Source organism: Hydrogenophaga sp. Root209 (assembly GCF_001428625.1).
Lineage (GTDB): Bacteria > Pseudomonadota > Gammaproteobacteria > Burkholderiales > Burkholderiaceae_C > Hydrogenophaga.
This window is the reverse complement of the sequence record NZ_LMIE01000022.1, coordinates 41,071-66,648: the sequence shown is the minus strand read 5'-3', so window position 1 is coordinate 66,648 and position 25,578 is coordinate 41,071. Positions and strand designations below refer to the sequence as shown.

Genomic DNA, 25,578 nt, shown 5'->3' with positions numbered 1-25,578 from the left:
CTGCTCACTCCACCGGCACGGTGTAGTTCAGCGCCATGCGCCCGCCATCGACCGTGACGATCTCGCCGGTGACGTAGCTGGCCGCGTCGCTGGCCAGCCAGGCCACCACGTCGGCGATCTCGTCGGGTTCGCCCAGGCGCCTCAGGGGCGTGCGGCTGAGGATCTTCTGCCGCGCGGCCTCGCTGGTCAGCACCGCCTTGGCGGCGAGTTCGGTGGCGATGGTGCCGGGCGCCACCGCGTTGACGCGGATGCCGTGATCGGCCAGGGCCAAGGACATCACGCGGGTGAGCTGGTTGATGCCGCCCTTGCTCACGTTGTAGCTGGCGATGTCGGGGATGGCGAGCACGCCGTTGACCGAGCTCATGTTGACGATGCTGCCGCCGCCAGCCTGCGCCATGGCGCGCGCCACCGCCTGGCCCATGAGGAAGGCGCCTTTTAGGTTCACGCGCAGCACTTCGTCGAAGTCGTCCTCGGTCACGTCGAGGAACTCGGCAGCCTTGAAGATGCCGGCGTTGTTGACCAGCACGTCGATGCGGCCGTGCGCATCCAGCGCCTGCGCCACGATGGCGTCCACATCGGCCTTGTCGCCCACGTCGCAGTGCATGTACATGCCGCCGAGTTCGCGCGCGAGTGCTCGGCCGGCGGCGTCGGCCACGTCGGCGATCACCAAGTGGGCGCCCTCGCTCGCGAAGCGGCGCGCGCAGGCTTCGCCGATGCCCTGGGCACCGCCGGTGACGAGGACGATGCGACCCTGATGGCCGAAGTGCACGGAGGAAGAAGGGGCTGAGATGTTCATGCCGACATGGTAGCGAGCGGTCTCAGCGCGTGCCGCGTTCTTCCAGCAAAGGCAGCAACGCGGCGTGTCCGGCCTGTTGCGCGAGATCGGCGGCGCGCAGGCCGTCGCGATCGGTGCGCCGCGGATCGGCGCCCGCGTCGAGCAGCAGGCGCACCAGCGGCGCATCGCCGCGCTGCGCCGCGAGCATGAGTGCACTGCGGCCGCGCGCATCGGTGCCGTTCACGTCCGCGCCCTGGGTCAGGGCCTCGCGCACCTCGACCATTGCGCCGTGCGCCGCAGCGCCCAACAAGGCCGCGAGTGGCGTGGCGCTGGCGGGCGACGCGGCCTGGCGCGATGACAGGGTGGCAGGGGCTTCCTCCCGCGCCAGACCACGCGCACGGGGCGCGGCGGCCGTGTCCGCGGGCGCGCTGGACCGGGCCTCTGCGTCCTGCGTCGACGGGGCGGCGCCGGCCATGCGGGGTGCCGCTGGAAAGGCCTGGGCGGGTGCGGGCATGGGTGTCGGTGGCGCCGGGGGCGGGTCGGGCGCGGCGCTGCGTGCCTGCGGCGGCGTGGGCGTCGGTCGTGACTTGGTCGCCGATGGGGCCGCAGGGGAGGGTGGGGTCACCACCGCTGACGGTGCCGCTTCGCGCGCCGCAGGCGCGGTATCGGCGCGAGCGGCCTCGCGCTGCGGTGCCGCGGTCTCGCCGAGCGCGATCTTGCGTTCCTCGGGCGTGCCGCGGTCGAACTGCAACGCCACCAGCGTGGCCAGGCCGAGCACGGCGAGGCCACCGAAGGCTCGCCAGCGCCAGGCGGTGTCGTTGGCGGCGGGTGGTCTGCCGGTGCCCGGCGCGCTGCGCGCTTGTGCGGCGGCGCGCGCGCGCGCCAGCACCCGCTCGCGCAGGGCCGGGTCGGGCCGTGCGGGGTCGTGCTCATTGGCTTCGCGGTAGCGTTGCAGCAGATCGTCTTCGGGCGTCATGGGGATACCTCCGCGCATCGCGCTGCCGTGCGAGCTGGCTTGGGGCGGCCCGGCGCGGCGCTCATGCCAGGGCCTCCAGGGTGTGGCGCAGGCGCTCGCGCGCATAGCGCAGCCGGCTCTTGGCGGTCTCGGTGTTCACGCCCGTGGCCTGCGCGATCTCGGCCAGGCTCAGGCCGCCTTCGGCCTGCAGCAGGAAGGCTTCGCGCTGCGGCAGGGGCAACGCAGCGAGCGCGTCCAGCAGGGCCTGCGCCTGCTCGCGCGACTGCAGTTGCCGCACCGGGCCGAAGCCCGAATCGGCCGCCAGTGTGTCGGCCAGGGCCGCGCCGTCTTCGGTCTCGGCGTCCAGGCTGGCGTGGGCCTTGTGGGTGCGCCAGTGGTCCACCATGCGGTGGTGGGCGAGCGTGAACAGCCAGGTGCGAAAGCGCGCGCGGGGCTGGTATTGCGGCGCCTGCCGCACCAGCGAAAACCACACGTCCTGCACCAGGTCGTCGGCCAGCGCGTGGTCGTGCACGCTGCGCTGCACGAAGCGCCACACCGGCAGGGCGTGGCGGTCGTACAGGGTTTCGAAGGCGCGCGCGTCGCCCGCGGCAAAGGCCTGCATCAGGGTTTCGTTGGCGGGCACGGCCTCGTCGGTCATGCACGCGATTATGGAAGCCGGTTGTTGGTCAACGCGGGTCCGGTGCGTAGCCCGGTTGCACACCCGCGGGGAACGGGTTCGGCCGCAGCGGCACGGCCTGCGTGGGAATGATGCCCATGGCGATGAGGTTCTCACGGCTGTCGTAGCGGATGCGGACGAGTTCGTCGGGCCGCTCGCTGCGGCGCTCGAACGTGGTGTGGCTGATGTGCGATGCCTCGCGCTCACCGTGGCCGGTGCCCAGGCGCGGCGCCGGCATCGGCGCGGCGGGCGCCATGCGGCGCGCGGCCAGCGATTCGGCTCGCTCGCGTGGCGCTCCGTTGTTGGCCTGCGCTTCGGCGGTCGTATCCGCCGCGCTGGACGGGGCGGACGAGCGGCTCTCTGCAGCGCCGGGTTCGCACTGCGAAGGCCAGGGCAGCACCGCGGGCGGCGGCGGGGGCAGGGGCTTCTCGCGGAACACGGCCACGCCGATCACGCCCACGTGCGCCGGGCGCCCGGTGCGCTCGGCGTACGACGCGCTGGAGGCCGTGAAATGGAAGGCCGCCACTTCGGCGTCGCTCTTGCGCCAGCCGGTGATGGCGTGCTGCTGCCACGGCGAGAGCACGTAGCCAGTCTGTTGCCAGGCGGCGGTTTCGCCCGAGATCACGTTCACGCCGTCGACCGAGACCACGCCGAGCACGCGGCCCGCCGTGGCGTTGCGCACCGAGACCGCATAGCGCGCGCCCGGCCGCCCGGCCACCCAGTGTTCGCCCTGGTGACGGTAGACGGTGAGCGTCTCGCCGCTGTCGCGGTCGACCACTTGGATGTCGGCGAGGCGGCCCACGGCGTGGGCGGGCAGGGCTGCTGCGAGCAGGGCGGCGGTGGTGAGGGTGGTGCGCAGGATGGCCAGGGGTTTCATGCGGGCTCCGAAAAGTGGATGGAGCCTGGTGAAACGAACCACCCGCCTCAACGGGGTTGAAGCGGCGGCGCTTTTTATGTAACCGTCAGCAACTGCTGCAGGCGGCGAGAGCGCCGCCCACGCGCGCGCGGGTCTGCTCGATGAGGTAGTCCAGAAAGACCTCGGTGCGGCGCGGCATGAACTTGCGGCTGGGCAGGGCCGCGTAGAGCGTGAGGCGGTCGGTGATCCAGGGGTTGAGCACGCGCACCAGGTCGCCGTTCTGGATCAGCGGGGCGGCCAGCTCGATCGTGGTGGCGGTGATGCCGGCGCCGTCGAGCGCGGCGTGCATCAGCGTGTCGGTGTGGTTGGCCCACAGCACCGGCTGCACCTCGATGTCGGCGAAGCGCGCTTCGTCCGTCTCGTGCAGCAGGCGCCAGGCCCGGCTGCGGCCGGCGGCGGGCTTGAGGCGCAGGCAGTCGTGCTGCGCCAGGTCTTCGGGCCGCGCGGGCGTGCCCTTGCGCCGCAGGTATTCCGGCGAGGCCAGCAGCACGGTGACGCTGGACATCACCTTGCGCGCAATCACGTTGGCGTCGAACGAAGCCCTGGCGCCCATGAGCGTGATGTCGTAGTCCTCGATCGGCGGCTCGCGGTGCGACTCCACGTCGATATCGAGCAGGATCTTGGGGTAGGTCTGTCGGAAACCGCTCACCAGCGGCGCCAGCACGTGCGTGGCCAGCACCGGTGGCGCCAGCAGGCGCAGCACGCCCGCCAGCTCGCTGGTCTGTGAGCTCACGAGTGCATGGGCTTCGTCGAGGTCCTGTAGGATCACGCGCACCCGGTCGAGGTAGCTCTCGCCCGCGTCGGTCAGCGACACGCGCCGCGTCGTGCGGTGCAGCAGACGGGTACCCAGGTGATCCTCCAGATCGGCGACCAGCCGCGTGACCACTGCGGGCGACATGTCCATGGCGCGTCCGGCGGCTGCAAAACCTCCCTCGTCGATCACTTTTTGGAAGACGCGCATCGAGGCCAGACGGTCCATGAAGAGGCTCCTTTAAAGGGTTTTCCCGGGTGAGAAAGCCTCGATTATTGCTGAATACGAAACACAGCAGTCGTTCCAATGCTATTTTTCTTCAGGATCAGAAACTTTACAGTTCAACCCATCGATGCACGCAAACCCTCCGCAGAGGCATCGAAGCCGGCCAGACCGCACAACGGACCGACCGGCATGTTCAACCCCTCTCAAAGGAAATTGTCATGAATACCCGTCTGTCTGTTGTTGCCATCGCCCTCTCCACCCTCGTTGCCGGTCACGCCCTGGCTGCCGACCCTGCTGCTGCCAAGTCCCGCGAACAGGTTCGCGCAGAACTGGCTGAAGCCCAGCGCACCGGCGACCTGATCGCCGACAGCGAAACCGGTCTGCGTTTCAACCAGATCTACTCCAACCTCTACCCCCAGGCCGCTGTGGCTTCCGTGGGCAAGACCCGCGACGAAGTGAAAGCCGAACTGGCCGAAGCCCGGCGCAATGGTGACCTGATCGCCGACGGCGAAACCGGTCAGCGCTTCAACCAGCTGTACCCCGAGCAATACGCAGCCACCCGCACGTCGGCACCCGCCGTTGAAGTGGTCGCGCAGGGCAAGACCCGCGCTGAAGTGAAAGCCGAGTTGGCCGAAGCCCAGCGCAACGGTGACCTGATCGCCGACAGCGAAACGGGTCAGCGCTTCAACCAGCTCTACCCCAACCGCTACCCACAGCCGACCGTTGCCCAAGGCAAGTCGCGTGAGGACGTGCGTGCCGAACTGGTGAACGCGAGCACCGTCAGGGCCAACTGATCGCCTTCGCAAAGCCCATCGCCGGCTCATGAGGCTGGCGACGCCAACGCCCGGTGTCCTTCACAGGATCCCGGGCGTTGTGCCGTCTGGTACAACCGGGCACCTTTTTCAGGAGCCTCTCATGATCCCCTTCAACAAGGTCGTGCTGTTCACCGACACCGATGGCCGCGCGCGATTCCGCGAGGAACCGGTAGGCCTCACCGAAGGCACGCCCGCAGCCCGCTTGTCGCCGGTGTTGCCCGCGAGCGGATTGCAGTTGCGCCAGAGTCCGGTGGGGTTCCGCAGCCAGTTCCATTGCACCGATGCGCCGCAGTGGCTGTTTGTGCTTCAGGGCCAGATGGAAATCGGTTTGCAGGACGGCAGTTCGCGCATCTTCGGCGCGGGCGACCACTTTTATTCGGCCGATACGTTGCCCGCGGGCGCCCAGTTCGATGCGGCGGTGCACGGACACTGGAGCCGGCAGGTGGGTGACGAGCCACTGGTGACCGCGTTCGTCAAGGTGTGACGCTCACACCGGATCGGGCAGGCGCAGCCTGAGCAGCGCGCGCACGAAGCCGTGGTCGCTGCGGCTGCGGTCGCGGCCCTCGAACAGGTGGTCGTTGAACACCTCCACCCGCCGCACATCGCCAATGGCACTGCGGCTGGTGGCCACGAACTCCTCGCTCACCAGCACCTGGTCGAGCACCTCGGGGTAGCCCTGGTGGATGTGTGAATACGCCACGTCGCGGCGCAGCGCGGCTTCGCCCTGCACATCCCAGGCACTGAACAGCGCGTTGTCGCGCGCGCCCTTGTCGTAAGCCACCTGCGAGGTGGCGGCAATGAGCTGGGTGGTCACGCTGTGCGGGCTGTCGTTGAGATCGCCCATGAGCACCAATGGCAGGCGCGTGCGGTGCAGCAGCTCCACCACCTTCAGGCGCAGTGCCAGCGCCTCAGCGGCCCGCATGATCAGGGAACGCAGGGACCCCAGCGCCTGCACGGCAGGGTCGGCGGTGTCTTCGATGGTCTTGCCACTGGCGTCCTCCAGGTACTTCGGCCGCTTGCTCTTGAGGTGCGCGGTGATCACGCACACCGGCTGGCCGTGCTTCAAGCGCAGCGTGGCCACCAGCGGTGGGCGCTCGAAGCGGCTGTGGGCGCCGATGCCGGGCACCTGAACCACGGCGGCGGCGGGGAAGTTGACGATGGACTCGACCGACTCCAGCTTCAACCGGGTGACGATGCCCACGCGCGGCGTGCCTTGTGCACCCGGTTGGCCCGGTCCGTTCTCGGCGCCGGGCACCACCACCGAGCTGTATTGCAATCCGCTGCGCGCCACGGCCGCGCGCAGGGCCAGTTCGTCCCACACCTCCTGCACCGCGATCACATCGGCGTTGAGCGCCCTGAAGCGGTTACCCAGCCAGTCCACCTTGCGCTCGAACTCGGTCTGGCTGTAGGGGTCCTGCCCATCGTAGAAATGGCGCCCGGCCTGCGCGAGGTTGAGCACGTTGCAGGTGGCCACCATGAGCGTGGCCCAACGTGGCGACGCCCCGTTGCCGATAAGGGCAGACGGGGCGTCGGGAGAGGGAAGAGTGCGGTCGGTTTGCATGACCGCACTGTAGTTCAGCGAATCCGCTCAGCGAATCCGCCCAAAGTTCGTGCGCAGCGGATCGGCGTTGCCGCCACCACCACCGCCGCCACCCGCATTGCGTGGGCCGCCTCGGCCGCCACCGCCGCCGCCCTTGCCACCGCGGTTGCCGGTGCGCATGGCATCGATGCTGGTGCGCAGCGGGTCGGGCTGACCGCCCGGGTTGGCCGCGCGTGGGCGCGGCTCCTTGATGCGCAGGCTGCCCAGGTGGGCGTTGGGTCCGGGCTGGCGCTCGGCGCCGGGTTCGCGGTCTTCACGCGGACCACGGTCCTCGCGCGGCGCGCGGTCCATGCGGTCACCCCGGTCGGCCTGCTGGCGCGGCGGGCGCTGGCCCTGGCCGCCGCCGTTGCGCGGGCCGTTGTTGCCGCGTGGTTGACCGTTGCCACCACCGTTGCCCCCGTTGCCATTCGCGCGTTGACCACCGTTGCCGCCACCACGGCGACCTTCACCGCGCGGGCCGTCGATCTGGGCGCCGTCACCGGCAGGGCGCTGACGCTGGCCACCGCCACCACCGTTGCCGCGAGCCTGTTGTGGCTCACCGGCTTTTTTCTCTCGCACGCGCTGCATCATTTCCGTGCGCGCGGCCTTGGCGGCCGCGGCCATCACGTCGCGGCTCGGCGGCTTGCCGGCACCGCCCCAGATGGTCTGGCGACCCATGGCGATGGGCTCGGCCTTCTCACCCGGCTCGGGCATGAAGTCGGGGAACATCTGCACGGGGATGCGCTGCTTGGTGAAGCGCTCGATCTCCATCATGAAGCCTTCTTCGTCCAGGCTCACGAGGTTGACCGCAGCGCCGTCGTTGCCCGCGCGGCCGGTGCGGCCGATGCGGTGCACGTAGTCTTCGCTGACGTTCGGAATTTCGTAGTTCACGACGTGCGGCAGTTCGTCGATGTCGATGCCGCGCGCTGCGATGTCGGTGGCCACCAGGGCGCGGATGTCGCCGCTCTTGAAGCCGGCCAGGGCCTGGGTGCGGGCACCCTGGCTCTTGTTGCCGTGCAACGCCATTGCCTGGATGCCGTTTTTCGTGAGGAATTCGGCCACGTTGTTGGCGCCGAACTTGGTGCGGGTGAACACCAGCACCTGGCTCCAGTTGTGCTGGTTGATGATGTGCACCAGCAGGGCCTTCTTCTTGCCGCGGCCCACCGGGTGGATCACCTGGGTGATGCGTTGCACCGTGGTGTTGCGCGGGGTCACCTGGATGTGCAGCGGGTCCTTGAGCAGCGCGCTGGCCAGATCGCGGATCTCGTCGCTGAAGGTGGCGGAGAACAGCAGGCTCTGCTTGTCTTTCGGCACCAGCGCCAGGATCTTCTTCACGTCGTGGATGAAGCCCATGTCGAGCATGCGGTCGGCTTCGTCGAGCACGAGCATCTGCACGCCGGAGAGGTCCAGGAAACCTTGTTGTTGCAGATCAAGCAGACGGCCCGGGGTGGCCACCAGCACGTCCACGCCGCGTTTCATGGCGTTGATCTGCGGGTTCATGCCCACACCGCCGAAGACAACCGTGGAGGTGAGCGTCAGGTGTTTGCCGTAGGTGCGCACCGATTCCTCGACCTGCGCGGCGAGTTCGCGGGTGGGGGTGAGCACCAGCGCCCGGATGGCCACGCCACCGAAGCGGTTCTTGGCGCGCTCGCCGTCGGCAAGGCGTTGCAGCAGGGGCAGGGTGAAGGCAGCGGTTTTGCCGGTGCCCGTCTGGGCGCCACCGAGCAGGTCGCGACCGGCCAGCACGGCGGGGATCGCTTCCGCTTGAATGGGGGTGGGGGTTTCGTAACCGTGCTCACGCACGGCTTGCACGATGGCCGGGGCCAGATTCAGATCGTCAAAGGTCATTTTTTTGGAGGCGCCCGTCCAGGGCGCTGGGGGCATCGGCCACTCCGTGAACCGCTTCGGTGTTGGAAGCGGGACCCGGCCAGTCTGGGGCAGATGGATTCAGGGGTTTGGTGCCGCCAGTGGTTGGCGAGCACCCCAGCGAAAGGCTGGTGTCGAGCCAACTGAAGTGCCCGACGAGCCGTATTGTCGCATGCTGGGATAATCAAAGGTTGCGCGGCCGTCCTGGCTGCAGATTTCTCAGGCACACACAGCAATGGCTCAATACGTCTTTTCCATGAACAAGGTCGGCAAAATCGTGCCGCCCAAGCGTCAGATCCTCAAGGACATTTCGCTCTCCTTCTTCCCCGGCGCCAAGATCGGCGTGCTCGGCACCAACGGTTCGGGCAAGTCCACGCTGCTCAAGATCATGGCCGGCATCGACAAGGAAATCGAAGGCGAAGCCATTCCGATGCCGGGCATTCGCATCGGGTATTTGCCGCAGGAGCCACAGCTCGACCCCGAGCAGACCGTGCGTGAGGCGGTGGAAAACAGCATGAGCGGCGTGCGCGCCGCGCAGAAACGTCTGGAAGAGGTGTACGCCGCTTACGCCGAAGAAGACGCCGACTTCGACGCGCTGGCCGCCGAGCAGGCCCAGCTCGAAGCCGTCATCTCCACCTCGGGCACCGATGGTGAGCACCAGCTGGAAATCGCGGCCGACGCGCTGCGCCTGCCCCCATGGGACGCCAAGGTGGGCGTGCTCTCCGGCGGTGAGAAACGCCGTGTGGCGCTCTGCTGCATGCTGCTGTCCAAGCCCGACATGCTGTTGCTCGACGAGCCCACCAACCACCTGGACGCCGAGTCGGTGGACTGGCTGGAGCAGTTCCTCAAGCGCTTTCCCGGCACCGTGGTGGCCATTACCCACGATCGCTATTTCCTGGACAACGCGGCCGAGTGGATTCTCGAACTCGACCGTGGCCATGGCATTCCGTACAAGGGCAACTACTCGACCTGGCTGGAGCAGAAGGAAGCCCGCCTGGAGCAGGAGCAGCGCACCGAAGACGCACGCACCAAGGCCATGAAGAAGGAGCTGGAGTGGGTGCGCCAGAACCCCAAGGGCCGTCAGGCCAAGAGCAAGGCGCGTCTGGCGCGCTTTGAAGAACTCAGCGATGTGGACTACCAGAAGCGCAACGAGACCAACGAGATCTTTATTCCCGTGGCCGAGCGCCTGGGCAACGAAGTGTTCGAGTTCAAGAACGTCAGCAAATCCTTCGGCGACCGCCTGCTCATCGACAACCTGAGCTTCCAGATTCCGGCCGGTGCCATCGTCGGCATCATCGGCCCCAACGGCGCGGGCAAGTCCACGCTGTTCAAGCTGATCTCCGGCAAGGAGCAGCCCGACAGCGGCGAAGTGAAGATCGGCCAGACGGTGCGGATGGCCGTGGTGGACCAGAGCCGCGACGATCTGCAGAACGAGAAGACGGTGTGGGAAGACGTCTCGGGCGGCCTCGACATGATCACGGTGGGCAAGTTCCAGATGCCCAGCCGCGCGTATTGCGGCCGCTTCAACTTCTCCGGCGGCGACCAGCAAAAGCGCGTGGGCAGCCTCTCGGGCGGTGAACGCGGGCGCCTGCACCTGGCCAAGACGCTGGCCGAAGGCGGCAACGTGCTGCTGCTTGACGAACCCTCGAACGACCTGGACGTGGAAACCCTGCGCGCCCTCGAAGACGCGCTGCTCGAGTTCGCCGGTTGTGCGCTGGTCATCAGCCACGATCGCTGGTTCCTCGACCGCATCGCCACCCACATCCTGGCCGCTGAAGGCGACAGCCAGTGGGTGTTCTTCAACGGCAACTACCAGGAGTACGAAGCCGACAAGAAGAAGCGTTTGGGTGAAGAAGGCGCGAAACCGAAACGCATGCGCTTCAAAGCCTTGAAGTGATGTCGGACGTCGAAGCCGCCACCCGTCACTGGCTGGAAAAGGTCGTCATCGGCCTCAACCTGTGTCCGTTCGCACGGGCGGTGTATGTGAAGAATCAGGTGCGCATTGTGGTGAGCCAGGCGCGCCACCTCGATGCGTTTCTGGACGACCTGGACCGCGAACTCACGCTGCTGGTGAACACCCCAGCCGAGGAGATCGACACCACGTTGCTGGTGCACGCCACGCTGTTTCCCGACTTCGAGGTGTTCAACGACTTCCTCAATGTGGTGGATGACGTGGTGGCCGAGCACGAGCTTGAAGGTGTGATCCAGGTGGCGCCTTTTCACCCTTTATTTCAGTTCGAGGGCACCGAGCCCGACGATGTGACCAACTGCACCAACCGGGCACCGTTTCCCACGCTGCACCTGCTGCGCGAGGAGAGCGTGGAACGCGCCGTGGCCAGTGAAGGCGGTGACGCCGACGCCATCGTCGAACGCAACCTGCAGACCTTGCGCGATCTGGGCGCCGAGGGCTGGCGAGCCCTTATGGCTAAAGAGTGAACAGCCGGGACATTCGGTTTCTTTTCGCGGTTGTGTGTGGGTCGGCTGCTGGTCACAATGGTTCCATCACTTCACCTTGGCCCTTTGACTGAAGGAACTCGCCCGCATGGCTGCCCATCTCCAGGCCTTTGACGCCTGCCTCAAGGAGGCGCTCGCCCAGACGCGCGAGTGGGTGCCGCGCTGGCTGGACAAGCTGCAAGCCGCACTCAAGGAAAAGGAATTGTCGGCCCGCCAGTTGGGCGACAAGCAGGTTTTCGTCGAAGCGCGCACCGCTCTGGAGTCGCATCGCGACCTGATTGCAACCCGGTTCCTCGCAGCGCTTGGCGATTCGGTGGGCAACGCCTTGCCGGGCACCGACGCGCAGCCGCGCCGGGCCAAGTCGGTGAGCTTTGACGAGCTCGAACTCATGGGCGACGACCAGGTGCAGGAGACGGTCGAGCTGGCCCGCGTGCAGCAGATCGTCAGCATGACGGTTGATCATGAAATCGTCGAGCTCACCGCCCGCCTGTGCACCGCACAAGGCATGCACAGCGTCAATGCCGAGGCCAATCCGCTGCGCGCAGACGTGGTGGTCGGCGCTTTGATGAAGGCCCTCAAGGGCTTGAGCATCGCGCCGGCCGTGCGTTCGCGCTGGCTGCAAACCGGCGCCATTTCCCTGGGTCACGAATTGCAGGGCCTGTACACGCGGCTGAGCGCCTTCCTGGATCGCATGGGCGTGCAGGCGGCTGGCTATGCCGTGATCCAGTTGCCCGATGCCCGCACCGCCACGGCCGACGCCCCCATGGGCCGTCGGGCCGGTGGTGCGAAGGAAGAGGCGGGCCTGGGGACCGAGGCCCTGCTCACGCTCGATCATTTGCACCAGCTTCTGGTGGGCAACCTGGAGCAACCCGACGACGAGCCCCTGCGCGAGCCTGGCACGGTCGGTGCCGGCAACGCCATGGTGCGCACGCTCGCCAGCGAGGTCGTCTCGCTCATGCTCAAGCAGATCTCGGCCGACGAGCGCTTGTTGCGGCCGGTGCGCGAGATGCTGCAGGGCATGAAGCCCGCCTTGCTGCAAGTGGCCCGCACCGACCCGCGTTTCTTCGCCGATCGGCAGAATCCCGCGCGCCGATTGCTCGACGCCATCACCGAACACAGCCTGGCCTACACGAACGAGCAGGACCGTGGCTACGCTGCGTTCTCGCGCCAGGTGCGCGGCATCATCGACACGCTGCAGAAGCCCGGCCCGGACCTCGCCGATCGGTTTCCAGGCTTGCTTCAGCACTTCAACCGCTCGCAGACCGAGGCCATGGCACCCGAGCAGGTGAAGGCGCGTGGCCTGGCCGTGAAGACCCTGGTGCGGGTGGAGCAGCGCAACCTGCTGGCCGAGCGCGTGGCTGCCGAATTCCGGTCGCGCAACGACTTTGACCGTTCCCCCGGGGTGGTCAGGCGCTTTCTCACCGGCCCCTGGGCCCAGGTGGTGGCGCAGGCCCGGCTGGAAGTCTCCAACGCCACAGGCCTGGGCCCCTCCGAGGTGCCTGCGATGCGTTACACGGACATCCTGCCCGATCTGCTGTGGTCGAGTCAGCTGGCGGTGGCGAGTCTGAACCGCCCGCGTCTGGTCAAGATCATTCCGACCGTGCTGCGCACCTTGCGCGAAGGCCTGGACTCGATCGACTACCCGCGCGAACAGGCCGAAGCCTTCTTTCAGGCCTTGATGGGTCTGCACGAAGCGGCCTACAAGACCCAGCGCACCGAGTCGCCGCAGGACGTGCAGCCCAGCCAGCAGTTCGAGGACGACCTGGAGCCGTGGATGCAGCCCGCCGAGGCGCGCGACACCTGCTTCATGGACGACTCCTTGCCGGACTCTCAGCCCGACACCCATCCCTCCTTTGTGGACACCCAGCCCCTGCAGCGGGACTGGGTGGATCTCAAGGCGGAGATGGCGGCGCAACCGCCGTCACAACTCAGCGTGGGCACCTGGGTGGACGTGTGGCAGGACGGTCAGGCCCTGCGTTGCCAGATCACCTGGGCCAGCCCGCACGGCACGCTGTTTCTGTTCTCGGGCGCCAATGGCCGCTCGTTGTCCATGACCCGTCGCGGCCTGGACCGCTTGATCGAGCTGGACAAACTGCGTGTGGTGGCGGACCACGGCGTGGTCGATGAAGCGCTGGACGAGGTCACACGTCAAGCCTGGCTGAACAGCATCAAGGCTGAAGGGCTTTAACGTAGCCCCCACGCTCCGCCGCTGCGCGGGTCGCTGCCCCCCGAGGGGGCTGTTTTGCCTTGGGGCGGCCCGGCGGCAAAACGTTGCCCCCACTCTTCCCCGCTTCGCGAGGTCTTCAGACTTTCCTCAGCAGCTTCTTGCGCACCAGGTGGATGTTGTTGCGCAGCGCGTAGAGCTCGTCGGTGTACGACAGCGGTACCACCACCTTTTCCACTTTCGATTCCATGGCGTCGAGCTGCTCGACCAGGTCGGCGGCTTTGTCGGCGTCGGCTTCAAACCGTTGTTCCACGTCGCGCAGTTCGGCGTACCAGCGGAACACCCGCTTGCGGATGCGGAAGGTGTAGAGCGGGGGCACGATGCGCGAGAGCGGCAGCGCCAGCGCCAGGATCAGGCCCATGGCCAGCCACATGCGTTCGATCAGGTTGGCCAACCAGAAGGGGAGGTAGCGTTGCAGGAACGGGGCGCCGTTCTTGATGGCGCGTGACGCCTCGGGTGAGATCGGCACCTCGCTGTGCTCCAGGCTGGGGTACTCGCCCGCCTTGCTGAACCAGCCCGAGCCCCCGTGCAGCCCGGTGGCCGTTTGTGCGAACAGCTGCAGGATGGCGGGGTGGGTGTCGCTGTGCGCCAGCAGGCTGGTGGTGGACGCGACCAGTCGAACGTCCCGGGTCGGTATGTTGCGCGCCAGGTCCACCACGCCCTGCGGCATCACGACCGGCGTGAGGTAGCCAAAACGCCTTGAATAGGCTTCGCTTTGCGCGAAGTCCAGCAGCTTCACGCCCGGGGTCTGCAGCAGCATCTGCACCATCAGCGACTCGGGTGCCGAAGCGAACACCACGGCATCGATCTTGCCACCCAGAAAGGCCACCGTGGCCGGGGTTTGCTCCAATTCGCTCAGGCGCAACTGCTTCGGGTCCACGCGGTTCACGTCGAGCAGCGTGGAGAACAGGCGGGGCACGCCGCTGCCGGCCGTGCCCACGTTCACACGCCAGCCGCTGAGCTCGGCGAGTTGGTTCACGGTGGGCGATTTGCGCAGGCGCCTGGCCGAGTCCTCGCGGTAGAACAGCCACAGCGGTTCCACGAACAGGCTGCCCAGCGAAGTGATGCTGTCTTCCTCGTCGTAGCCGATGTCGGCCGTGCCGCCCTGCACGAAGCCGAGATCGGCTTTGCCGGTGCGCAGCAGTTCGAGGTTGGCGGAGGAGCCTTCGGAGGACAGCAGCTCGACCGTGATGCCGTAGCGCGCCAGCGCTTCGGCATAGCGTTTGCCGAACTCCGCGTAGGCGCTTTGATCCGGGCCGGTGGCCAGCACCACGCGCTTGGGGGGCGTGGGGTTGAGCCACCAATAGGCCACGCCCAGCAACGCGATGGTGAGCAGGGCAAAGGGACCGAATGACACGATCATCTCGCGCAGGGAGATGAGCGTGTAGCGAAGGGTTTTGGGCATGCCGCGACATTAGCACGGCACCCTGTAATAAGCGGTTGCCGGGGACCTTCGAGGCGGGCTCAGGGCATCGGTTCGATGCTCATCACGGTGTAGGCACCATTGATCTGCATGGCGGTGAAACGCACCTTGTCGCCGGCCTTGACCTTGCCCAGCAACGCCGGGTCGTTCACCTGGAACACCATGGTCATGGGTGGCATGTCCAGGTTCTTGATCTCTCCGTGCTTGAGCGAGATCTTGCCGGCGGCCGTGTCCACGCGGCGCACCTCGGCCTCGACCATCGACAACGTGTCTGCGGTGGTGGCCGTGCGCTTGAAGCCCGTCGTGTTGCCGGTGTAGTGCTGGTACACGCGGCCCGTGCCGTCGGGCTGCACCAGCACCACGTCGTAGGCGTCGCGGCGATCGCCGTACACGGCGCCATCCATGCCCGGGCTGCCCACCGGCATGCCCGGCACGGCCAGACCGATGGCCTTGGGCTTCTCGGCCAGCAGGCGGCGGATCTCGCGCGCGTTCACGTGGCCCTCGATGGCGTAGCCACCGATCAGGCCGGTGTGGCAGGAGGCGAACTTGTCGGGCAGGCCCAGGCGCTTGCGCACGGCGGCGTTGCCGGTGGCGAACACCTGCACCTGGAAGCCGTCGGCCTGGAGATGGTTCACCCAGTCCTGGCAACAGCCGCAGTTGGGATCTTTCCAGACCTGCAGCACGGGCAGGGTGGTGGGTGTTTGAGCCCAGGCGGGCAGGGCCGCGCCAGCGATCAATGCCGCTGCGGTGTTGATAAGGGAACGTCGTTGCATGGTGGTCTCCTGGTGGTCAAGCGTTGGGGGCGACGCGGATCGTGCCGCGCATGCCGGCTTCGAAGTGGCCGGCAATCAGGCAGGCGAATTCAAAGTCGCCCGGGCGGTTGAAGGTCCAGACGATCTCGCCGCGTTTGCCGGGAGCGACGTGCGCCATGTAGGGCTCGTCGTGCTCCATCTTGGGAAACTTCTTCATCATCTCGGCATGCGCCTTGAGCTCCTCGCCGGTGCCGATCACGATCTCATGCAGCAGCTGGCCCACGTTGATGGCGCGAAGGCGCAAAGTATCGCCCTCACGCACGTCGAGGTGGTTGGGCGTCATCTTCATGTCGTCGCTCATGCGGATGTCCACCGTGCGCCTGGCCTTGGCCGGTTCTGCGGCGATGCCCCAGGGCTTCTGCTCTTTCACCAACGGGGTGGCTGCCTTGGGGTGCTGATCGGCGTGGGCAAAGGCGCGGGGCAAGGCCAGCGCCAGGGGAAGGGCCAGCAGGCTGCGTCGTGTCTTGAAGGGCATGCGTGTTCTCCGTTGAAGTTTCAATGGTTGCCGTGGCCGCCCGCGGGCTTGCGGGCAGTGGCGGCGGGTGGGGTCGTCGGGGTGGTTGCAGCAGGCCGGGTGGCCACGGGCGCGGCACCGGTGTCCACCAGCCGTGCCTGCGTGCCCGGCGGAATCTTGTAGTCGCCCGGGTCGCTGTAGTCGCCGGTCTGCTGGTCGGCGCGCACCTTGAGCGTGGTGAACATGCCGCCCATTTCGATGGCGCCAAAGGGGCCGGTGCCGGTCATCATGGGGAAGGTGTTGGCGGGCAGTTCCATCTCCATCTCGCCCATGTCGGCCATGCCGCGTTCGCCCATCACCATGTAGTCGGGCACGGCGCGCTGCAGCGGTTTCACCAGCCCTCGGTGGTCCACGCCGATCATGGTGGGCACGCCGTGGCCCATGGCGCCCATGGTGTGGTGGCTCTTGTGGCAGTGCATGGCCCAGTCGCCCGGCTCGTCGGCGACGAACTCGATCTGCCGCATCTGGCCCACGGCCACGTCGGTGGTCACCTCGGGCCAACGCGATCCCTTGGGCGTGGCGCCACCGTCGGTGCCGGTCACTTCGAACTCGATGCCGTGGATGTGGATCGGGTGGTTGGTCATGGTGAGGTTGCCCACGCGCACCCGCACCCGTTCTCCGAGCCTGGCCACCAGCGGTGTGATGCCGGGGAACACGCGGCTGTTCCAGGCCCAGATGTTCTGGTCGAGCATGGTGTTGACCTGTGGCGTCATGCTGCCGGGCTCCACGTCGAAGGCGTTGAGCAGGAAGCAGTAGTCGCGTTGCACGTCTTCGATGAGCGGGTGCTTCGCCTTCGGGTGCGTGATCCACAGGCCCATCATGCCCATGGCCATCTGCGTCATTTCATCGGCGTGCGGGTGGTACATGAAGGTGCCGGGCCGGCGCGCGGTGAATTCGTAAACGAAAGTCTGGCCGGGCTTGATCTGCGGCTGATTGAGGCCACCCACACCGTCCATGCCGTTGGGCAGGCGCTGGCCGTGCCAGTGGATGGTGGTGTGTTCGGGCAGTCGGTTGGTCACATAGATGCGCACGCGATCGCCCTCGACCACTTCGATGGTCGGGCCCGGGCTCTGGCCGTTGTAGCCCCACATGTTGACCATGAAGCCTGGCGCCATTTCACGCACCACCGGCTCGGCCATGAGGTGGAATTCCTTCACCCCCGCGTTCAAGCGCCAGGGCGCGGTCCAGCCGTTGAGCGTGACCACCGGGTTGTAGGGGCGGCCCGCACCGGTCACGCCCGGTGGCGTCCAGGGCGGCGCGGTGTTGGCCGAGGTTTGCTGCACCGGCTCGGGGATGGCGGCCAGCGCCACGCGGCTCACGCTGGTGGCCGCGACTGCGCCCACGGCAGCACCGGCGAGCCAGTTTCTTCGGTTCATCGTTTTGTTCATGTCAGTGTCCTGCCGGGGTGGCGGTTGCGCCTGCGCCGGCGTTGGAAGAGGTGTCGGAGCCGGCGAATTCCGCGCCGGCCAGCAGGGCTTGCCAGTCGGCTTTGGCGCGCCAGTAGTCGCTCCGGGCCTGCAAGGCGGCGTCGAGCGACTGCATGCGCTCGCGCGCGCTGGCCAGCAGTTCCCAGCTGCTTTGCAGCATGCCGTTGTAGCGGAGCAAGGTTTCCTGCTCCAGGGCGGCTTGCAGCTGGGCCACCACGTTTTGCGCGTGCACCGCACTGGCGTGGCGCGCTTGCAGCTGGGCCCAGGCCTGGCGCGCCATCGAGCGGCGTTCGCTTGCAGCGCGCAGCAGCCTGGCCTCGGCGCGGGTCGCGCGCTCCAGCGGGTGATCGCGCAGCAGCGAGAGGTCCCCGATGTGCGGCGGTGTCGGCGTGGTGCTTGGGTCCGGCATGGCCGCCAGGGCGGCGTCCACCGCGGCGTTCCAGGTCTGCCGGCGGGCGCTGCTCACGGCGGCGAGTTCACGCTGGGCCTCGATCCGTTGCTGGGCCAGCAGCGGGTCGGCGCGCAGCACGGCAGCTTCCAGCGAGGATTCGCTCAGGCCCTCGCCCGGCACGGCACGCGGCGGCACGGCCGGCAAGCCAGCGGGCAGTCGCTCACCCAACTGCGCCACGGCCTGTGCGTCCCACAGGCCCAACAGTTGCGCCAGCCGCTCCTGGGCTGCCAAGGCCGTGGCTTGCGCGTTCACGCTGGCTTGCCAGGCGCTGGCTTCCAGCAACTGTTCGCGCATCAGCCTGGCCTGGCTCCAGTTGCCGGCCACCACCATGCGCTGGCCGAGTTCGCTGCCGGTGCGTGTGGCGTCCCAGATGTCGCTCGCGTGGCGCCAGCTCTGGCGCGCGCTCACCGCGTCGACCCAGGCGCGCTGCACGTCGCGCACGTGGCGGGCGTAGGCCACCCGCACCGCACCTGTGGCCAGCGCGTTCATGTCGGCGTGGGTGAACAGGTCGGGCCGCTGGCGCAAGGACATGCGCAGCGCCTGCGCCACGTCCAGCGCCTCGGGCCTGGCGCTGTTGCCATCGGCGGCGGGCGCGGCGTCGCCCGGATTTTTCGCCTCCCAGCGCAGCAGGTCGGCGTGGCCACGCGGGAACTCGGCCACGCGTTCGTTGGCGCGTCGCCAGATCTCGCGCGCCCGGGCGATGTCTGCCGGGCGTTCCTGCGGCGCCATCGCACCGGTGGCGGGCAGCACCATAGGGGCTGCAGCGGGTGCGGGGGTTGCCGGATCGGCGGCTTGCAGTGCTCGGGAAGGCTGAGCCTGTGCCGGCCCCCAGACCGCCGACAGGCAGGCCAGGCTCAAGGCCGCGACGCGACAACGTGTGCTTGTGAAAGGCGGTGAAAACCGCCGCAAAACCATCATGGGAATCTCCTGAAATCACGAACCGACGCCCGCTGGCACGCCCTCATCGGGTGGCTGCGGACGCACCTGTGGCGTGTGAAGTCAGGAAATGGGTGGTTTGATGCCCCGTTGGGCCTCGCTGCTGGCAAAGCGATCGGCGGGAGGCGCGAGCTTGCTGTGCAGTGTGGGCGGAGTCTGCAGCGCGCGCGTGGCCATGGCCAGGGCGGGCACGTTGCAGACATCGCAGGCGCTGTGCTGGTGGTCGCCGCTGTCTTCTGTCGACGTTGCGTGCTCGTCGCAGGCACAGTGGTCGTGCTCAGCCGCATGCTCATCCGTCGCCATGGTGGTCATGGCGGCGTGTGCAGGCTGGGTCAACATCTCCACCGCCATGGCATCACTCACCCAGCCGCGCAGGGGCAGCAGGGCGATCATGAGGACGAGGAACCAGTGGCGCATGGCTAGGGATGATACGGATCAACCTGTGTTGGTTCCATCCGCGCGGCTGAAACTCGCCTGTTTCAGGCGGGGCATTGCAACACCAGTGCCTGCACTGGCTGCGTCAGGCCGGGGTTCGTCACCACGAAAGCCAAGCGTTGTGTCGAGCCGGCGGGCAGCACGAGGCTGGCGCTGCCACCCTGCCCGGCGGCCCAGGGCGCCACCGGTTGGTACAAGCTCACCACATGGTCGTGGCGCAGGCTTTCGCCGGCGTTTTCGCCGCGCGTGACTTTGCTCACCAGGCCGTCCTGCAGGACGGCCCAATAGCCCGCCAGTTCGGTGCCCGGCGTGGCCGCGATCTGTGCCGTCACCACGGTCCCCTGGCGGCTCAGGCGCAGGGCCGGGGCGGCCGCGGCGGGCAGGCCGCTCAGGTGGCTGGCGGCCTGGCCGTGCCAGTCGCGGTGGTCACGCCCGTTGAGCACGACCTGCGGTGTGTAGACGTGCTTGCCGCGCAGCGCTTCCTTCAGCTGGTACTGGCGGGCGGTGGTCTCGGGTGTGGCGAACGGATCGCGCCAACCCAGGTGGTTCCAGTAGTTCACATGGAAGGAGAGCGCCAGCACGTTGTCCTGGGTCTTCAGGGTGGAGAGCCAGCGGTCGGCCGGCGGGCACGAGCTGCAGCCCTCGGAGGTGTAAAGCTCGACGACCGCGGGCGGCCTGGGGCCGGACCGCACCTCGCAGGTCTGCGCGGCTGTCCCCGCCGCCCCCACGGCGGCGACGAAGGCCGTGATGCACGGCAATGCGCGTGAGGTGAGGATCATGGCCATCTCCAGGTGAAGGATGGCCGTTGGTCGGTCGCACGGCCGCCGGCTTACACCCGAACCGACGGGAGGTCGGCCCGGCTCAGCGCAGGTCGGGGGCCACTCCGAAGCGCACCGGCTCCGGGGTGGTGGCGGACAGCGTCAACTTCGCGTTGGCCGTTGGGGCGGCCACGGTCGGTGGGAGCACCATGCCGCGTTGCTGCATCACCGCGCGCAATCGGTCAGGGTAGTCGGTGATCAGGCCGTCCACGCCCCAGTCGATCAGCCGCGCCATGTCGCTGACCTCGTTCACAGTCCATGGAATCACGCGCAGGTTGAGCGTGCGCGCGCGCGCCAGCGTGGCCTGACTCAGGTCGTTGAAATGGGGCGACCAGAGCTTGCCGCCTGCGGCCGCGACCATGGCGGGCGCGTCTTCAAAATCGGCCAACTTCAGACCCGAAGTCCATGCACCATCGGCCAAGGTGTTGAAGCGCGGCGTCTGGGCGGAGAGGAACGAACGCGGATGGCCTCACTGGCCTTGAGCACCCGCCAGTCGAAGCTTTGAAGGGTCGTGCGCGATGCCATTCCGTGGCTGCTGATGACGGCGGCGACAGCACGCACGAACGCCTCGGGTTCTGGCGATTCCTCTGGGCGCAGAGGATGCATCTTGAGCTCGATGTTGAAGCGCACATGGCCGGCGCCCAGCCGCTTGACCCGTTCGAACACGGAAGCCAGAGTGGGGATGCGCTCACCGTCCTGCGGCGCCTGGTTCTGGAAGTCGCGGGCGTATCGGCTCGACGGATTGATGCGCCCGACATCCAGGCTGGTGATCTGCTCCAGGGTCAACTGGTTGAACGGCTTGCCGCGCGACTGCAGCCATTTGCCGCTGGCGTCGCGCGTGATGTCGGGGTTGGGTGTGGTGTCGTGCGAGATCACCGGCACGCCCTCGGCGCTGAGCACGACGTCGAATTCGAGCGTGGTCACGCCAATGGCCAGGGCTTGTTCGATGCTTGCGAGCGTGTTTTCGGGTGCCAGGCCCCTCGCCCCCCGGTGGCCTTGTGCGTCAAAGGCCAGTGCCGCGCCCGCGCACCACACCGACAGACCCAGCGCGGTGGTGCAACTCCAGCGCAGCCAGGAAAGGCGTTGGACGGTGAACGGGGGTTGCGTGGTCATGTGGGCCTCCTTGAGAACCCGCGCATTGTGTCAGCGCCACATGACCCTCACAAGTCAAAAACCCTGCCTTGAAAAGAACCGTTACGAATCAATGTCCGAGGATCTTGGAGAGGAAGTCCCGGCTGCGTTCGTTCTGTGGATGGTTGAAGAATTCGGTGGGTGTGTTCTGCTCCACGATCTGTCCCTGGTCCATGAAGATCACGCGGTCCGCCACGGCTTTGGCAAAGCCCATTTCGTGCGTCACGCAGATCATGGTGATGCCCAGGTTGGCCAGCTCCACCATCACGTCGAGCACCTCCTTGATCATCTCCGGGTCGAGTGCCGAGGTGGGCTCGTCGAACAGCATGATCTTGGGCGTGAGGCACAGCGCGCGCGCAATCGCCACGCGCTGTTGCTGTCCACCCGAGAGCTGCAAGGGGTACTTGCCGGCCTGCTCGGCAATGCGCACGCGCTGCAACTGCACCATGGCCTTTTCCTCGGCCTCCTTCTTCGGCATCTTGCCCACCCACATGGGCGAGAGCGTGAGGTTTTCCAGCACGGTCAGGTGGGGAAAGAGGTTGAACTGCTGGAACACCATGCCCACGTTTCTGCGCACCTGATCGATCGCCTTGATGTCATCGGTGAGTTCGATGCCGTCAACGAAAAGATGGCCCTGCTGGTGTTCCTCGAGCCGGTTGATACAGCGGATCAGTGTGGACTTGCCCGAGCCGGAGGGGCCGCACACCACGATGCGCTCGCCCTTGGCCACGTCGAGGTCGATGTCGCGCAGCACGTGGAAGTCGTTGCCGTACCACTTGTTGACTTTGTCGAAACGGATGATGGGGTCTGACATGTTCTTGTTCCTTCAGCGGGCTTTGCTGGCACTCAGTTGTTTCTCGACCCACAGGCTGTAGCGCGACATCGCGAAGCACACCGTGAAGTAGATGAGGGTGATGAAGAGGTAGGCCTCCAGCTTGAACGGGCGCCAGTTCACGTCCGCATTCAGTGCCAGCGCCAGCGCACCGGTGAGCTCGTAGAGCGAGACGATGGTGACCAGCGAGGTGTCCTTGAACAGCGAGATGAAGGTGTTCATGATGCTGGGCACCACCATCGCCAGCGCCTGTGGCAACACGATCTTGCGTTGCGTCTGCCAGTAGGTCAGGCCCAGCGTGTCGGCCGCTTCGAGCTGACCCTTGGGGATGGCCTGCAGGCCGCCGCGGATGATCTCAGCCATGTAGGCCGCGGCAAACAGCGTGATGCCGGCGATCACGCGCACCAGCACGTCCAACGTCACGCCCTGCGGCATGAACAGCGGAAACATGAACGACGCCATGAACAGCACCGAGATCAGCGGCACGCCGCGGATGAGTTCGATGTAGACGATGCAGGCGGTGCGTATCGCGGGCAAGCGCCCGCGCCGCCCCAGCGCCACCACCACCGCCAACGGAAAGGCGAAGAAGATGGACAGCGTGGCCAGCATCACGGTGAGGGGCAGGCCGCCCCAGAGGTCGGTGCGCACGTCGGACAGACCGAACACGCCGCCACCCATGAGGATGAAGAACAGCGCCAGAATGCCCACCCACATGAGCGCCAGCCAGGGTTTCCAGAAGAAGCGAACGCAACTCAGGATCAACCCGCCCATCATGAGGGAGGTGGCCACCAGCGGACGCCATTGCTCGTCGAACGGGTAACGGCCGAAGAGCATGATGCGGTACTTCTCGGCCACCACACCCCAGCAGGCACCCACGCCGCGTGCGGCCTGGCAGGCTTCGGAGTCGGGCCGCATCACGGCGTCGATCAGCATCCAGCGGATGAAGCCGGGCAGCACCCAGGCCAGCAGGCCGAGCACGAACAGCGTGACGATGGTGCTGCGCCAGTCGGCGAACAGGTTGCGCCGGATCCAGGGCACGAGGCCCGAGTCTTTGACCGGGGAGGGGCGGGGGGCGATGGGCGTGAACGTGTCGGACATGCTCATCGCTCCTTGATCGCCACGCGCTGGTTGTACCAGTTCATCAGCAGCGATGTGCTGAGTGATGTGGTGAGGTAGACCAGCATGATGATGGCAATGCACTCCACCGCGCGACCGCTCTGGTTGATGGTGGTGTTGGCGATCGACACCACGTCGGGGTAGCCGATGGCCACTGCGAGCGAGGAGTTCTTGGTCAGGTTGAGGTACTGGTTGGTGAGGGGTGGGACGATCACCCGCATGGCCTGCGGCAGCACCACCAGCCTCATCTTCTGGCGCGGATCCAGACCCAGCGCGGCGGCGGCTTCATCCTGGCCCCGGCTGACCGACTGGATGCCGCTGCGCACCACCTCGGCCACGAAGGCCGAGGTGTACATGACCAGCCCCACGAGGATGGTCATGAACTCGGGTGTGGCGGACACACCGCCGTCGACCATGAACACCAACTGCTCGGGCACGTTCCATTCGGTCGGCATGCCGGAGATGGCCCAGCCGGCGACGGCACACGCGATGACCAGGGCGATGGGGGTCCACAGCCGGTCGCCATCGTGCCCGGTGGCTTCAAAGCGCTGCTGAACCCTGCGCAGCCAGAGCCACACGGCCACCAGTCCCACAGCGGCCCCGGCCGTCACGGCTCCCAGGCCGGCGGTGGGGTAGGGAAAGGCGAACCCACCCTTGCTCAGGAAAAACAGGCCGGCGATGCTCCAGGCCTCGTTGGACGCTGGCAGGACTTGGATGAAGATCAGGTACCACATCAGCAGCTGCAGCAGGATGGGCACGTTGCGGAACAGCTCAACGTAGCCATAGCAGATGCCGCGCACCAGACCGTTGCGCGAGAAGCGGCCCACACCCAGCAGAACCCCCAGGATGGTGGTGAAGAGGATGCCCAGTCCGGCCACCTTCAACGTATTGAGCACGCCGACCCAGATGGCCTTGCCGTAGCTCTCGCTCGGGTCGTAGGCGATGAGGGTTTCGCCGATGTCGAAACCGGCGGCGGAGCCCAGGAAGTCGAAGCCGCTCTGGATGCCACGCACCTGCATGTTGCGTTGCGTGTTGTGCGCGAGGAACCAGATGCCCAGTGCGATGAGGACCAGCGCTATCAGCTGGAACAGCAGGCCGCGGGTGGCCCGGCTGTTGAGCGACCACTGGCGCCGTTGGGGAGGGGGAGTGGGGGATTTCAAGACAGCCTCGAAAGTGGATGAACCAACGGTGCGTGGCGGCATGCGGGTTCAGCGCACCGGAGGTGCGTACATCAGGCCGCCTTTGCTCCAGAGGTTGTTGCTGCCACGGGGCAGGCCGATGGCGGTCTTGGGGCCAACGTGGCGCTCGAAGATCTCGCCGTAGTTGCCGGTGGCCTTGACGGCGCGGTAAGCCCATTCCTTGTCCAGCCCGAGCAGCTTGCCGGTGTCTTCGGTGCCCGCACCCAGCAGGCGCATCACGCCCGGATTGGTGCTGCTGGTCTTCATCTGGTCGACGTTGGCCTGAGTCACTTCGTATTCCTCGGCCTCCAGCAAGGCGAAACCGACCCATCGGACGATGGCGGCCCACTCGTCGTCACCCCGGCGCACGGCCGGGCCCAGAGGTTCCTTGGAGATCAACTCGGGGAGGATCACGTGGTCGTCGGGCTTGGCCATGTCCTTGGCGCGGCTGGAGGCCAGGCCCGAGGCGTCGGTGGTGTAGGCCTGGCAGCGCCCGGACGAATAAGCGGCCAGGGCGGCTTCGAGCTTTTCGAACACCACAGGTTTCATGTTGAGCTTGTTGGCGCGCGAATAGTCGGTCAGGTTGAGCTCGGTGGTGGTGCCGGACTGCACGCACACCGTGGCGCCTTTGAGCTGTTTGGCACTTTTCACGTTGAGCTTCTTGGGCACCATGAAACCCTGGCCGTCGTAGAAGTTCACGCCGGTGAAGCTCAGGCCCAGGGAGGCGTCGCGGGTCAGGGTCCAGGTGGTGTTGCGGGCGAGGATGTCGATCTCGCCCGACTGCAGGGCGGTGAAGCGTTGCTGAGCGGTCAAGGGTACGTAGCGCACTTTGTCCGGGCTGCTGAGAACGGCAGCGGCCACCGAGCGGCACACGTCCACGTCCATGCCGCTCCACTTGCCCTGGCTGTCGGCCGCCGAGAAGCCGGGCAGTGCGGTGTTGACTCCACAGATCAACTCGCCGCGTTTCTTGATGGCATCAAGGTCCTTGCCCGCGTGTGCGGGAAAGCTGGCCAGGGTGGCCGCGGCGCTCAGGCCCACGGCTGCGAGTTTCAGGGTTGTCATCGTCATCTGGTCTCTCCAAGGTGTTTGAAAGAATGTCCGTCGGCGCTGGTTGCGCACCTATTGGGTGCGCATCGCGACCGCAACCGAATGTATCCCCCGGGTTTTGGACCCGGGATCGGGGTTTACGTGTGAAAGCCATGCAAATAGCACATGACGACATCGCGACGGAATCACGCGCACGCCCGTGAACTTGGGTACGCAGGTTCC

Annotated in this window: 25 protein-coding genes; 5 read left to right on the top strand and 20 right to left on the bottom strand. The window is 67.0% G+C overall.

What is annotated here, in order from left to right; translation table 11 throughout:
* Positions 1–4 precede the first annotated feature (4 nt).
* The 5 genes from ASE11_RS11855 to ASE11_RS11835 all read right to left on the bottom strand — a co-directional run bounded on the left by ASE11_RS11855 (position 5) and on the right by ASE11_RS11835 (position 4,301).
* The gene (locus ASE11_RS11855; protein WP_056271212.1) at positions 5–796 is read right to left on the bottom strand and encodes an SDR family NAD(P)-dependent oxidoreductase; all 792 of its coding nucleotides are present in this window, start codon (positions 794–796) and stop codon (positions 5–7) included.
* Between the two features lie 22 nt (positions 797–818).
* Positions 819–1,751: an ankyrin repeat domain-containing protein gene (locus ASE11_RS11850; protein WP_056271209.1), complete on the bottom strand. Its 933-nt coding sequence runs from the start codon at positions 1,749–1,751 to the stop codon at positions 819–821.
* Between the two features lie 61 nt (positions 1,752–1,812).
* Positions 1,813–2,388 (bottom strand): RNA polymerase sigma factor, encoded by a 576-nt coding sequence (locus ASE11_RS11845; protein WP_235501271.1) that lies wholly within the window; start codon positions 2,386–2,388, stop codon positions 1,813–1,815.
* 28 nt (positions 2,389–2,416) lie between these two features.
* Positions 2,417–3,283 carry a hypothetical protein gene (locus ASE11_RS11840; RefSeq protein WP_056271206.1) on the bottom strand — a complete coding sequence of 289 codons (867 nt, stop codon included), beginning with the start codon at positions 3,281–3,283 and terminating at the stop codon, positions 2,417–2,419.
* A gap of 85 nt (positions 3,284–3,368) precedes the next feature.
* A complete protein-coding gene (locus ASE11_RS11835) occupies positions 3,369–4,301 on the bottom strand; it encodes a LysR family transcriptional regulator (RefSeq protein ID WP_056271203.1) in 933 nt (310 codons plus the stop codon).
* Between the two features lie 215 nt (positions 4,302–4,516).
* Between ASE11_RS11835 and ASE11_RS11830 the strand changes: the two genes are divergently transcribed.
* Together ASE11_RS11830 and ASE11_RS11825 are read left to right on the top strand one after the other, a co-directional pair.
* On the top strand, positions 4,517–5,092 hold the full coding sequence (locus tag ASE11_RS11830) for a DUF4148 domain-containing protein (RefSeq protein WP_056271198.1): 576 nt from the start codon (positions 4,517–4,519) through the stop codon (positions 5,090–5,092).
* Positions 5,093–5,213: 121 nt separating this feature from the next.
* Positions 5,214–5,597 (top strand): hypothetical protein, encoded by a 384-nt coding sequence (locus ASE11_RS11825; protein WP_056271194.1) that lies wholly within the window; start codon positions 5,214–5,216, stop codon positions 5,595–5,597.
* A 3-nt stretch (positions 5,598–5,600) separates the two neighbouring features.
* On the opposite strand, the gene ASE11_RS11820 is transcribed toward ASE11_RS11825, so the two are convergent.
* Both ASE11_RS11820 and ASE11_RS11815 read right to left on the bottom strand, forming a co-directional pair.
* Positions 5,601–6,590, bottom strand: a complete 990-nt coding sequence (locus tag ASE11_RS11820) for an endonuclease/exonuclease/phosphatase family protein (protein WP_056271190.1) — start codon at positions 6,588–6,590, stop codon at positions 5,601–5,603.
* A gap of 111 nt (positions 6,591–6,701) precedes the next feature.
* A complete protein-coding gene (locus tag ASE11_RS11815) occupies positions 6,702–8,540 on the bottom strand; it encodes a DEAD/DEAH box helicase (RefSeq protein ID WP_056271187.1) in 1,839 nt (612 codons plus the stop codon).
* Positions 8,541–8,793: 253 nt separating this feature from the next.
* Here ASE11_RS11815 and ettA point away from each other — a divergent pair, with 253 nt between their 5' ends.
* The 3 genes from ettA (at position 8,794) to ASE11_RS11800 (ending at position 13,200) form a co-directional block, all read left to right on the top strand.
* Positions 8,794–10,455 (top strand): energy-dependent translational throttle protein EttA, encoded by a 1,662-nt coding sequence (gene ettA, locus ASE11_RS11810; protein WP_056271184.1) that lies wholly within the window; start codon positions 8,794–8,796, stop codon positions 10,453–10,455.
* Positions 10,455–10,994, top strand: coding sequence for a DUF1415 domain-containing protein (locus tag ASE11_RS11805; RefSeq protein ID WP_056271181.1), 540 nt, complete (start codon positions 10,455–10,457; stop codon positions 10,992–10,994). Before ettA ends, ASE11_RS11805 begins: the two co-directional genes overlap by 1 nt.
* Before the next feature lie 106 nt (positions 10,995–11,100).
* Positions 11,101–13,200 carry a DUF1631 family protein gene (locus tag ASE11_RS11800; RefSeq protein WP_056271177.1) on the top strand — a complete coding sequence of 700 codons (2,100 nt, stop codon included), beginning with the start codon at positions 11,101–11,103 and terminating at the stop codon, positions 13,198–13,200.
* 115 nt (positions 13,201–13,315) lie between these two features.
* Here ASE11_RS11800 and ASE11_RS11795 read toward each other — a convergent pair whose 3' ends face one another.
* The 13 genes from ASE11_RS11795 to ASE11_RS11735 all read right to left on the bottom strand — a co-directional run bounded on the left by ASE11_RS11795 (position 13,316) and on the right by ASE11_RS11735 (position 25,377).
* Positions 13,316–14,641 carry a TAXI family TRAP transporter solute-binding subunit gene (locus ASE11_RS11795; RefSeq protein ID WP_056271173.1) on the bottom strand — a complete coding sequence of 442 codons (1,326 nt, stop codon included), beginning with the start codon at positions 14,639–14,641 and terminating at the stop codon, positions 13,316–13,318.
* 59 nt (positions 14,642–14,700) lie between these two features.
* Complete coding sequence (locus ASE11_RS25840; RefSeq protein ID WP_156406333.1) at positions 14,701–15,432, bottom strand: copper-binding protein; 732 nt, start codon at positions 15,430–15,432, stop codon at positions 14,701–14,703.
* A 16-nt stretch (positions 15,433–15,448) separates the two neighbouring features.
* Positions 15,449–15,946 (bottom strand): plastocyanin/azurin family copper-binding protein, encoded by a 498-nt coding sequence (locus ASE11_RS11785; protein WP_056271170.1) that lies wholly within the window; start codon positions 15,944–15,946, stop codon positions 15,449–15,451.
* Positions 15,947–15,966: 20 nt separating this feature from the next.
* Complete coding sequence (locus ASE11_RS11780) at positions 15,967–17,361, bottom strand: multicopper oxidase family protein (RefSeq protein ID WP_056272171.1); 1,395 nt, start codon at positions 17,359–17,361, stop codon at positions 15,967–15,969.
* A gap of 13 nt (positions 17,362–17,374) precedes the next feature.
* Complete coding sequence (locus ASE11_RS11775) at positions 17,375–18,781, bottom strand: TolC family protein (protein WP_156406332.1); 1,407 nt, start codon at positions 18,779–18,781, stop codon at positions 17,375–17,377.
* An 81-nt stretch (positions 18,782–18,862) separates the two neighbouring features.
* Positions 18,863–19,216: a hypothetical protein gene (locus tag ASE11_RS11770; RefSeq protein ID WP_056271164.1), complete on the bottom strand. Its 354-nt coding sequence runs from the start codon at positions 19,214–19,216 to the stop codon at positions 18,863–18,865.
* Between the two features lie 62 nt (positions 19,217–19,278).
* The gene (locus ASE11_RS11765; protein ID WP_056271161.1) at positions 19,279–20,013 is read right to left on the bottom strand and encodes a DUF1223 domain-containing protein; all 735 of its coding nucleotides are present in this window, start codon (positions 20,011–20,013) and stop codon (positions 19,279–19,281) included.
* Positions 20,014–20,095: 82 nt separating this feature from the next.
* Complete coding sequence (locus ASE11_RS26880) at positions 20,096–20,440, bottom strand: glycerophosphodiester phosphodiesterase family protein (protein ID WP_056271157.1); 345 nt, start codon at positions 20,438–20,440, stop codon at positions 20,096–20,098.
* 2 nt (positions 20,441–20,442) lie between these two features.
* Positions 20,443–21,165 (bottom strand): glycerophosphodiester phosphodiesterase family protein, encoded by a 723-nt coding sequence (locus ASE11_RS11755; protein ID WP_056271153.1) that lies wholly within the window; start codon positions 21,163–21,165, stop codon positions 20,443–20,445.
* Between the two features lie 88 nt (positions 21,166–21,253).
* Positions 21,254–21,997: an amino acid ABC transporter ATP-binding protein gene (locus ASE11_RS11750; protein ID WP_056271149.1), complete on the bottom strand. Its 744-nt coding sequence runs from the start codon at positions 21,995–21,997 to the stop codon at positions 21,254–21,256.
* Between the two features lie 12 nt (positions 21,998–22,009).
* Positions 22,010–23,113, bottom strand: coding sequence for an amino acid ABC transporter permease (locus tag ASE11_RS11745; protein WP_056272168.1), 1,104 nt, complete (start codon positions 23,111–23,113; stop codon positions 22,010–22,012).
* Between the two features lie 2 nt (positions 23,114–23,115).
* Positions 23,116–24,333 (bottom strand): ABC transporter permease subunit, encoded by a 1,218-nt coding sequence (locus tag ASE11_RS11740; protein WP_082585691.1) that lies wholly within the window; start codon positions 24,331–24,333, stop codon positions 23,116–23,118.
* Positions 24,334–24,339: 6 nt separating this feature from the next.
* Entirely contained in the window at positions 24,340–25,377 is a 1,038-nt protein-coding gene (locus tag ASE11_RS11735; RefSeq protein WP_056271145.1) for an amino acid ABC transporter substrate-binding protein, read from the bottom strand.
* Positions 25,378–25,578 lie beyond the last annotated feature (201 nt).

What these genes read in the sequence shown, in the direction of transcription:
- ASE11_RS11840 (WP_056271206.1), bottom strand. Translation starts at nt 3,283, where the DNA reads ATGAAACCCCTGGCCATCCTGCGCACCACCCTCACCACCGCCGCCCTG.
- ASE11_RS11800 (WP_056271177.1), top strand. Translation starts at nt 11,101, where the DNA reads ATGGCTGCCCATCTCCAGGCCTTTGACGCCTGCCTCAAGGAGGCGCTC.
- ASE11_RS11770 (WP_056271164.1), bottom strand. Translation starts at nt 19,216, where the DNA reads ATGCGCCACTGGTTCCTCGTCCTCATGATCGCCCTGCTGCCCCTGCGC.
- ASE11_RS11845 (WP_235501271.1), bottom strand. Translation starts at nt 2,388, where the DNA reads ATGACCGACGAGGCCGTGCCCGCCAACGAAACCCTGATGCAGGCCTTT.
- ASE11_RS11755 (WP_056271153.1), bottom strand. Translation starts at nt 21,165, where the DNA reads ATGACCACGCAACCCCCGTTCACCGTCCAACGCCTTTCCTGGCTGCGC.
- ASE11_RS11805 (WP_056271181.1), top strand. Translation starts at nt 10,455, where the DNA reads ATGTCGGACGTCGAAGCCGCCACCCGTCACTGGCTGGAAAAGGTCGTC.
- ASE11_RS11825 (WP_056271194.1), top strand. Translation starts at nt 5,214, where the DNA reads ATGATCCCCTTCAACAAGGTCGTGCTGTTCACCGACACCGATGGCCGC.
- ASE11_RS11835 (WP_056271203.1), bottom strand. Translation starts at nt 4,301, where the DNA reads ATGGACCGTCTGGCCTCGATGCGCGTCTTCCAAAAAGTGATCGACGAG.
- ASE11_RS11795 (WP_056271173.1), bottom strand. Translation starts at nt 14,641, where the DNA reads ATGCCCAAAACCCTTCGCTACACGCTCATCTCCCTGCGCGAGATGATC.
- ASE11_RS11750 (WP_056271149.1), bottom strand. Translation starts at nt 21,997, where the DNA reads ATGTCAGACCCCATCATCCGTTTCGACAAAGTCAACAAGTGGTACGGC.
- ASE11_RS11820 (WP_056271190.1), bottom strand. Translation starts at nt 6,590, where the DNA reads ATGGTGGCCACCTGCAACGTGCTCAACCTCGCGCAGGCCGGGCGCCAT.
- ASE11_RS11785 (WP_056271170.1), bottom strand. Translation starts at nt 15,946, where the DNA reads ATGCCCTTCAAGACACGACGCAGCCTGCTGGCCCTTCCCCTGGCGCTG.
- ASE11_RS11855 (WP_056271212.1), bottom strand. Translation starts at nt 796, where the DNA reads ATGAACATCTCAGCCCCTTCTTCCTCCGTGCACTTCGGCCATCAGGGT.
- ASE11_RS11740 (WP_082585691.1), bottom strand. Translation starts at nt 24,333, where the DNA reads ATGCCGCCACGCACCGTTGGTTCATCCACTTTCGAGGCTGTCTTGAAA.
- ASE11_RS11780 (WP_056272171.1), bottom strand. Translation starts at nt 17,361, where the DNA reads ATGAACCGAAGAAACTGGCTCGCCGGTGCTGCCGTGGGCGCAGTCGCG.
- ASE11_RS11815 (WP_056271187.1), bottom strand. Translation starts at nt 8,540, where the DNA reads ATGACCTTTGACGATCTGAATCTGGCCCCGGCCATCGTGCAAGCCGTG.
- ASE11_RS11830 (WP_056271198.1), top strand. Translation starts at nt 4,517, where the DNA reads ATGAATACCCGTCTGTCTGTTGTTGCCATCGCCCTCTCCACCCTCGTT.
- ASE11_RS25840 (WP_156406333.1), bottom strand. Translation starts at nt 15,432, where the DNA reads ATGCAACGACGTTCCCTTATCAACACCGCAGCGGCATTGATCGCTGGC.
- ASE11_RS11765 (WP_056271161.1), bottom strand. Translation starts at nt 20,013, where the DNA reads ATGATCCTCACCTCACGCGCATTGCCGTGCATCACGGCCTTCGTCGCC.
- ASE11_RS11745 (WP_056272168.1), bottom strand. Translation starts at nt 23,113, where the DNA reads ATGTCCGACACGTTCACGCCCATCGCCCCCCGCCCCTCCCCGGTCAAA.
- ettA (WP_056271184.1), top strand. Translation starts at nt 8,794, where the DNA reads ATGGCTCAATACGTCTTTTCCATGAACAAGGTCGGCAAAATCGTGCCG.
- ASE11_RS11850 (WP_056271209.1), bottom strand. Translation starts at nt 1,751, where the DNA reads ATGACGCCCGAAGACGATCTGCTGCAACGCTACCGCGAAGCCAATGAG.
- ASE11_RS11775 (WP_156406332.1), bottom strand. Translation starts at nt 18,781, where the DNA reads ATGATGGTTTTGCGGCGGTTTTCACCGCCTTTCACAAGCACACGTTGT.
- ASE11_RS11735 (WP_056271145.1), bottom strand. Translation starts at nt 25,377, where the DNA reads ATGACGATGACAACCCTGAAACTCGCAGCCGTGGGCCTGAGCGCCGCG.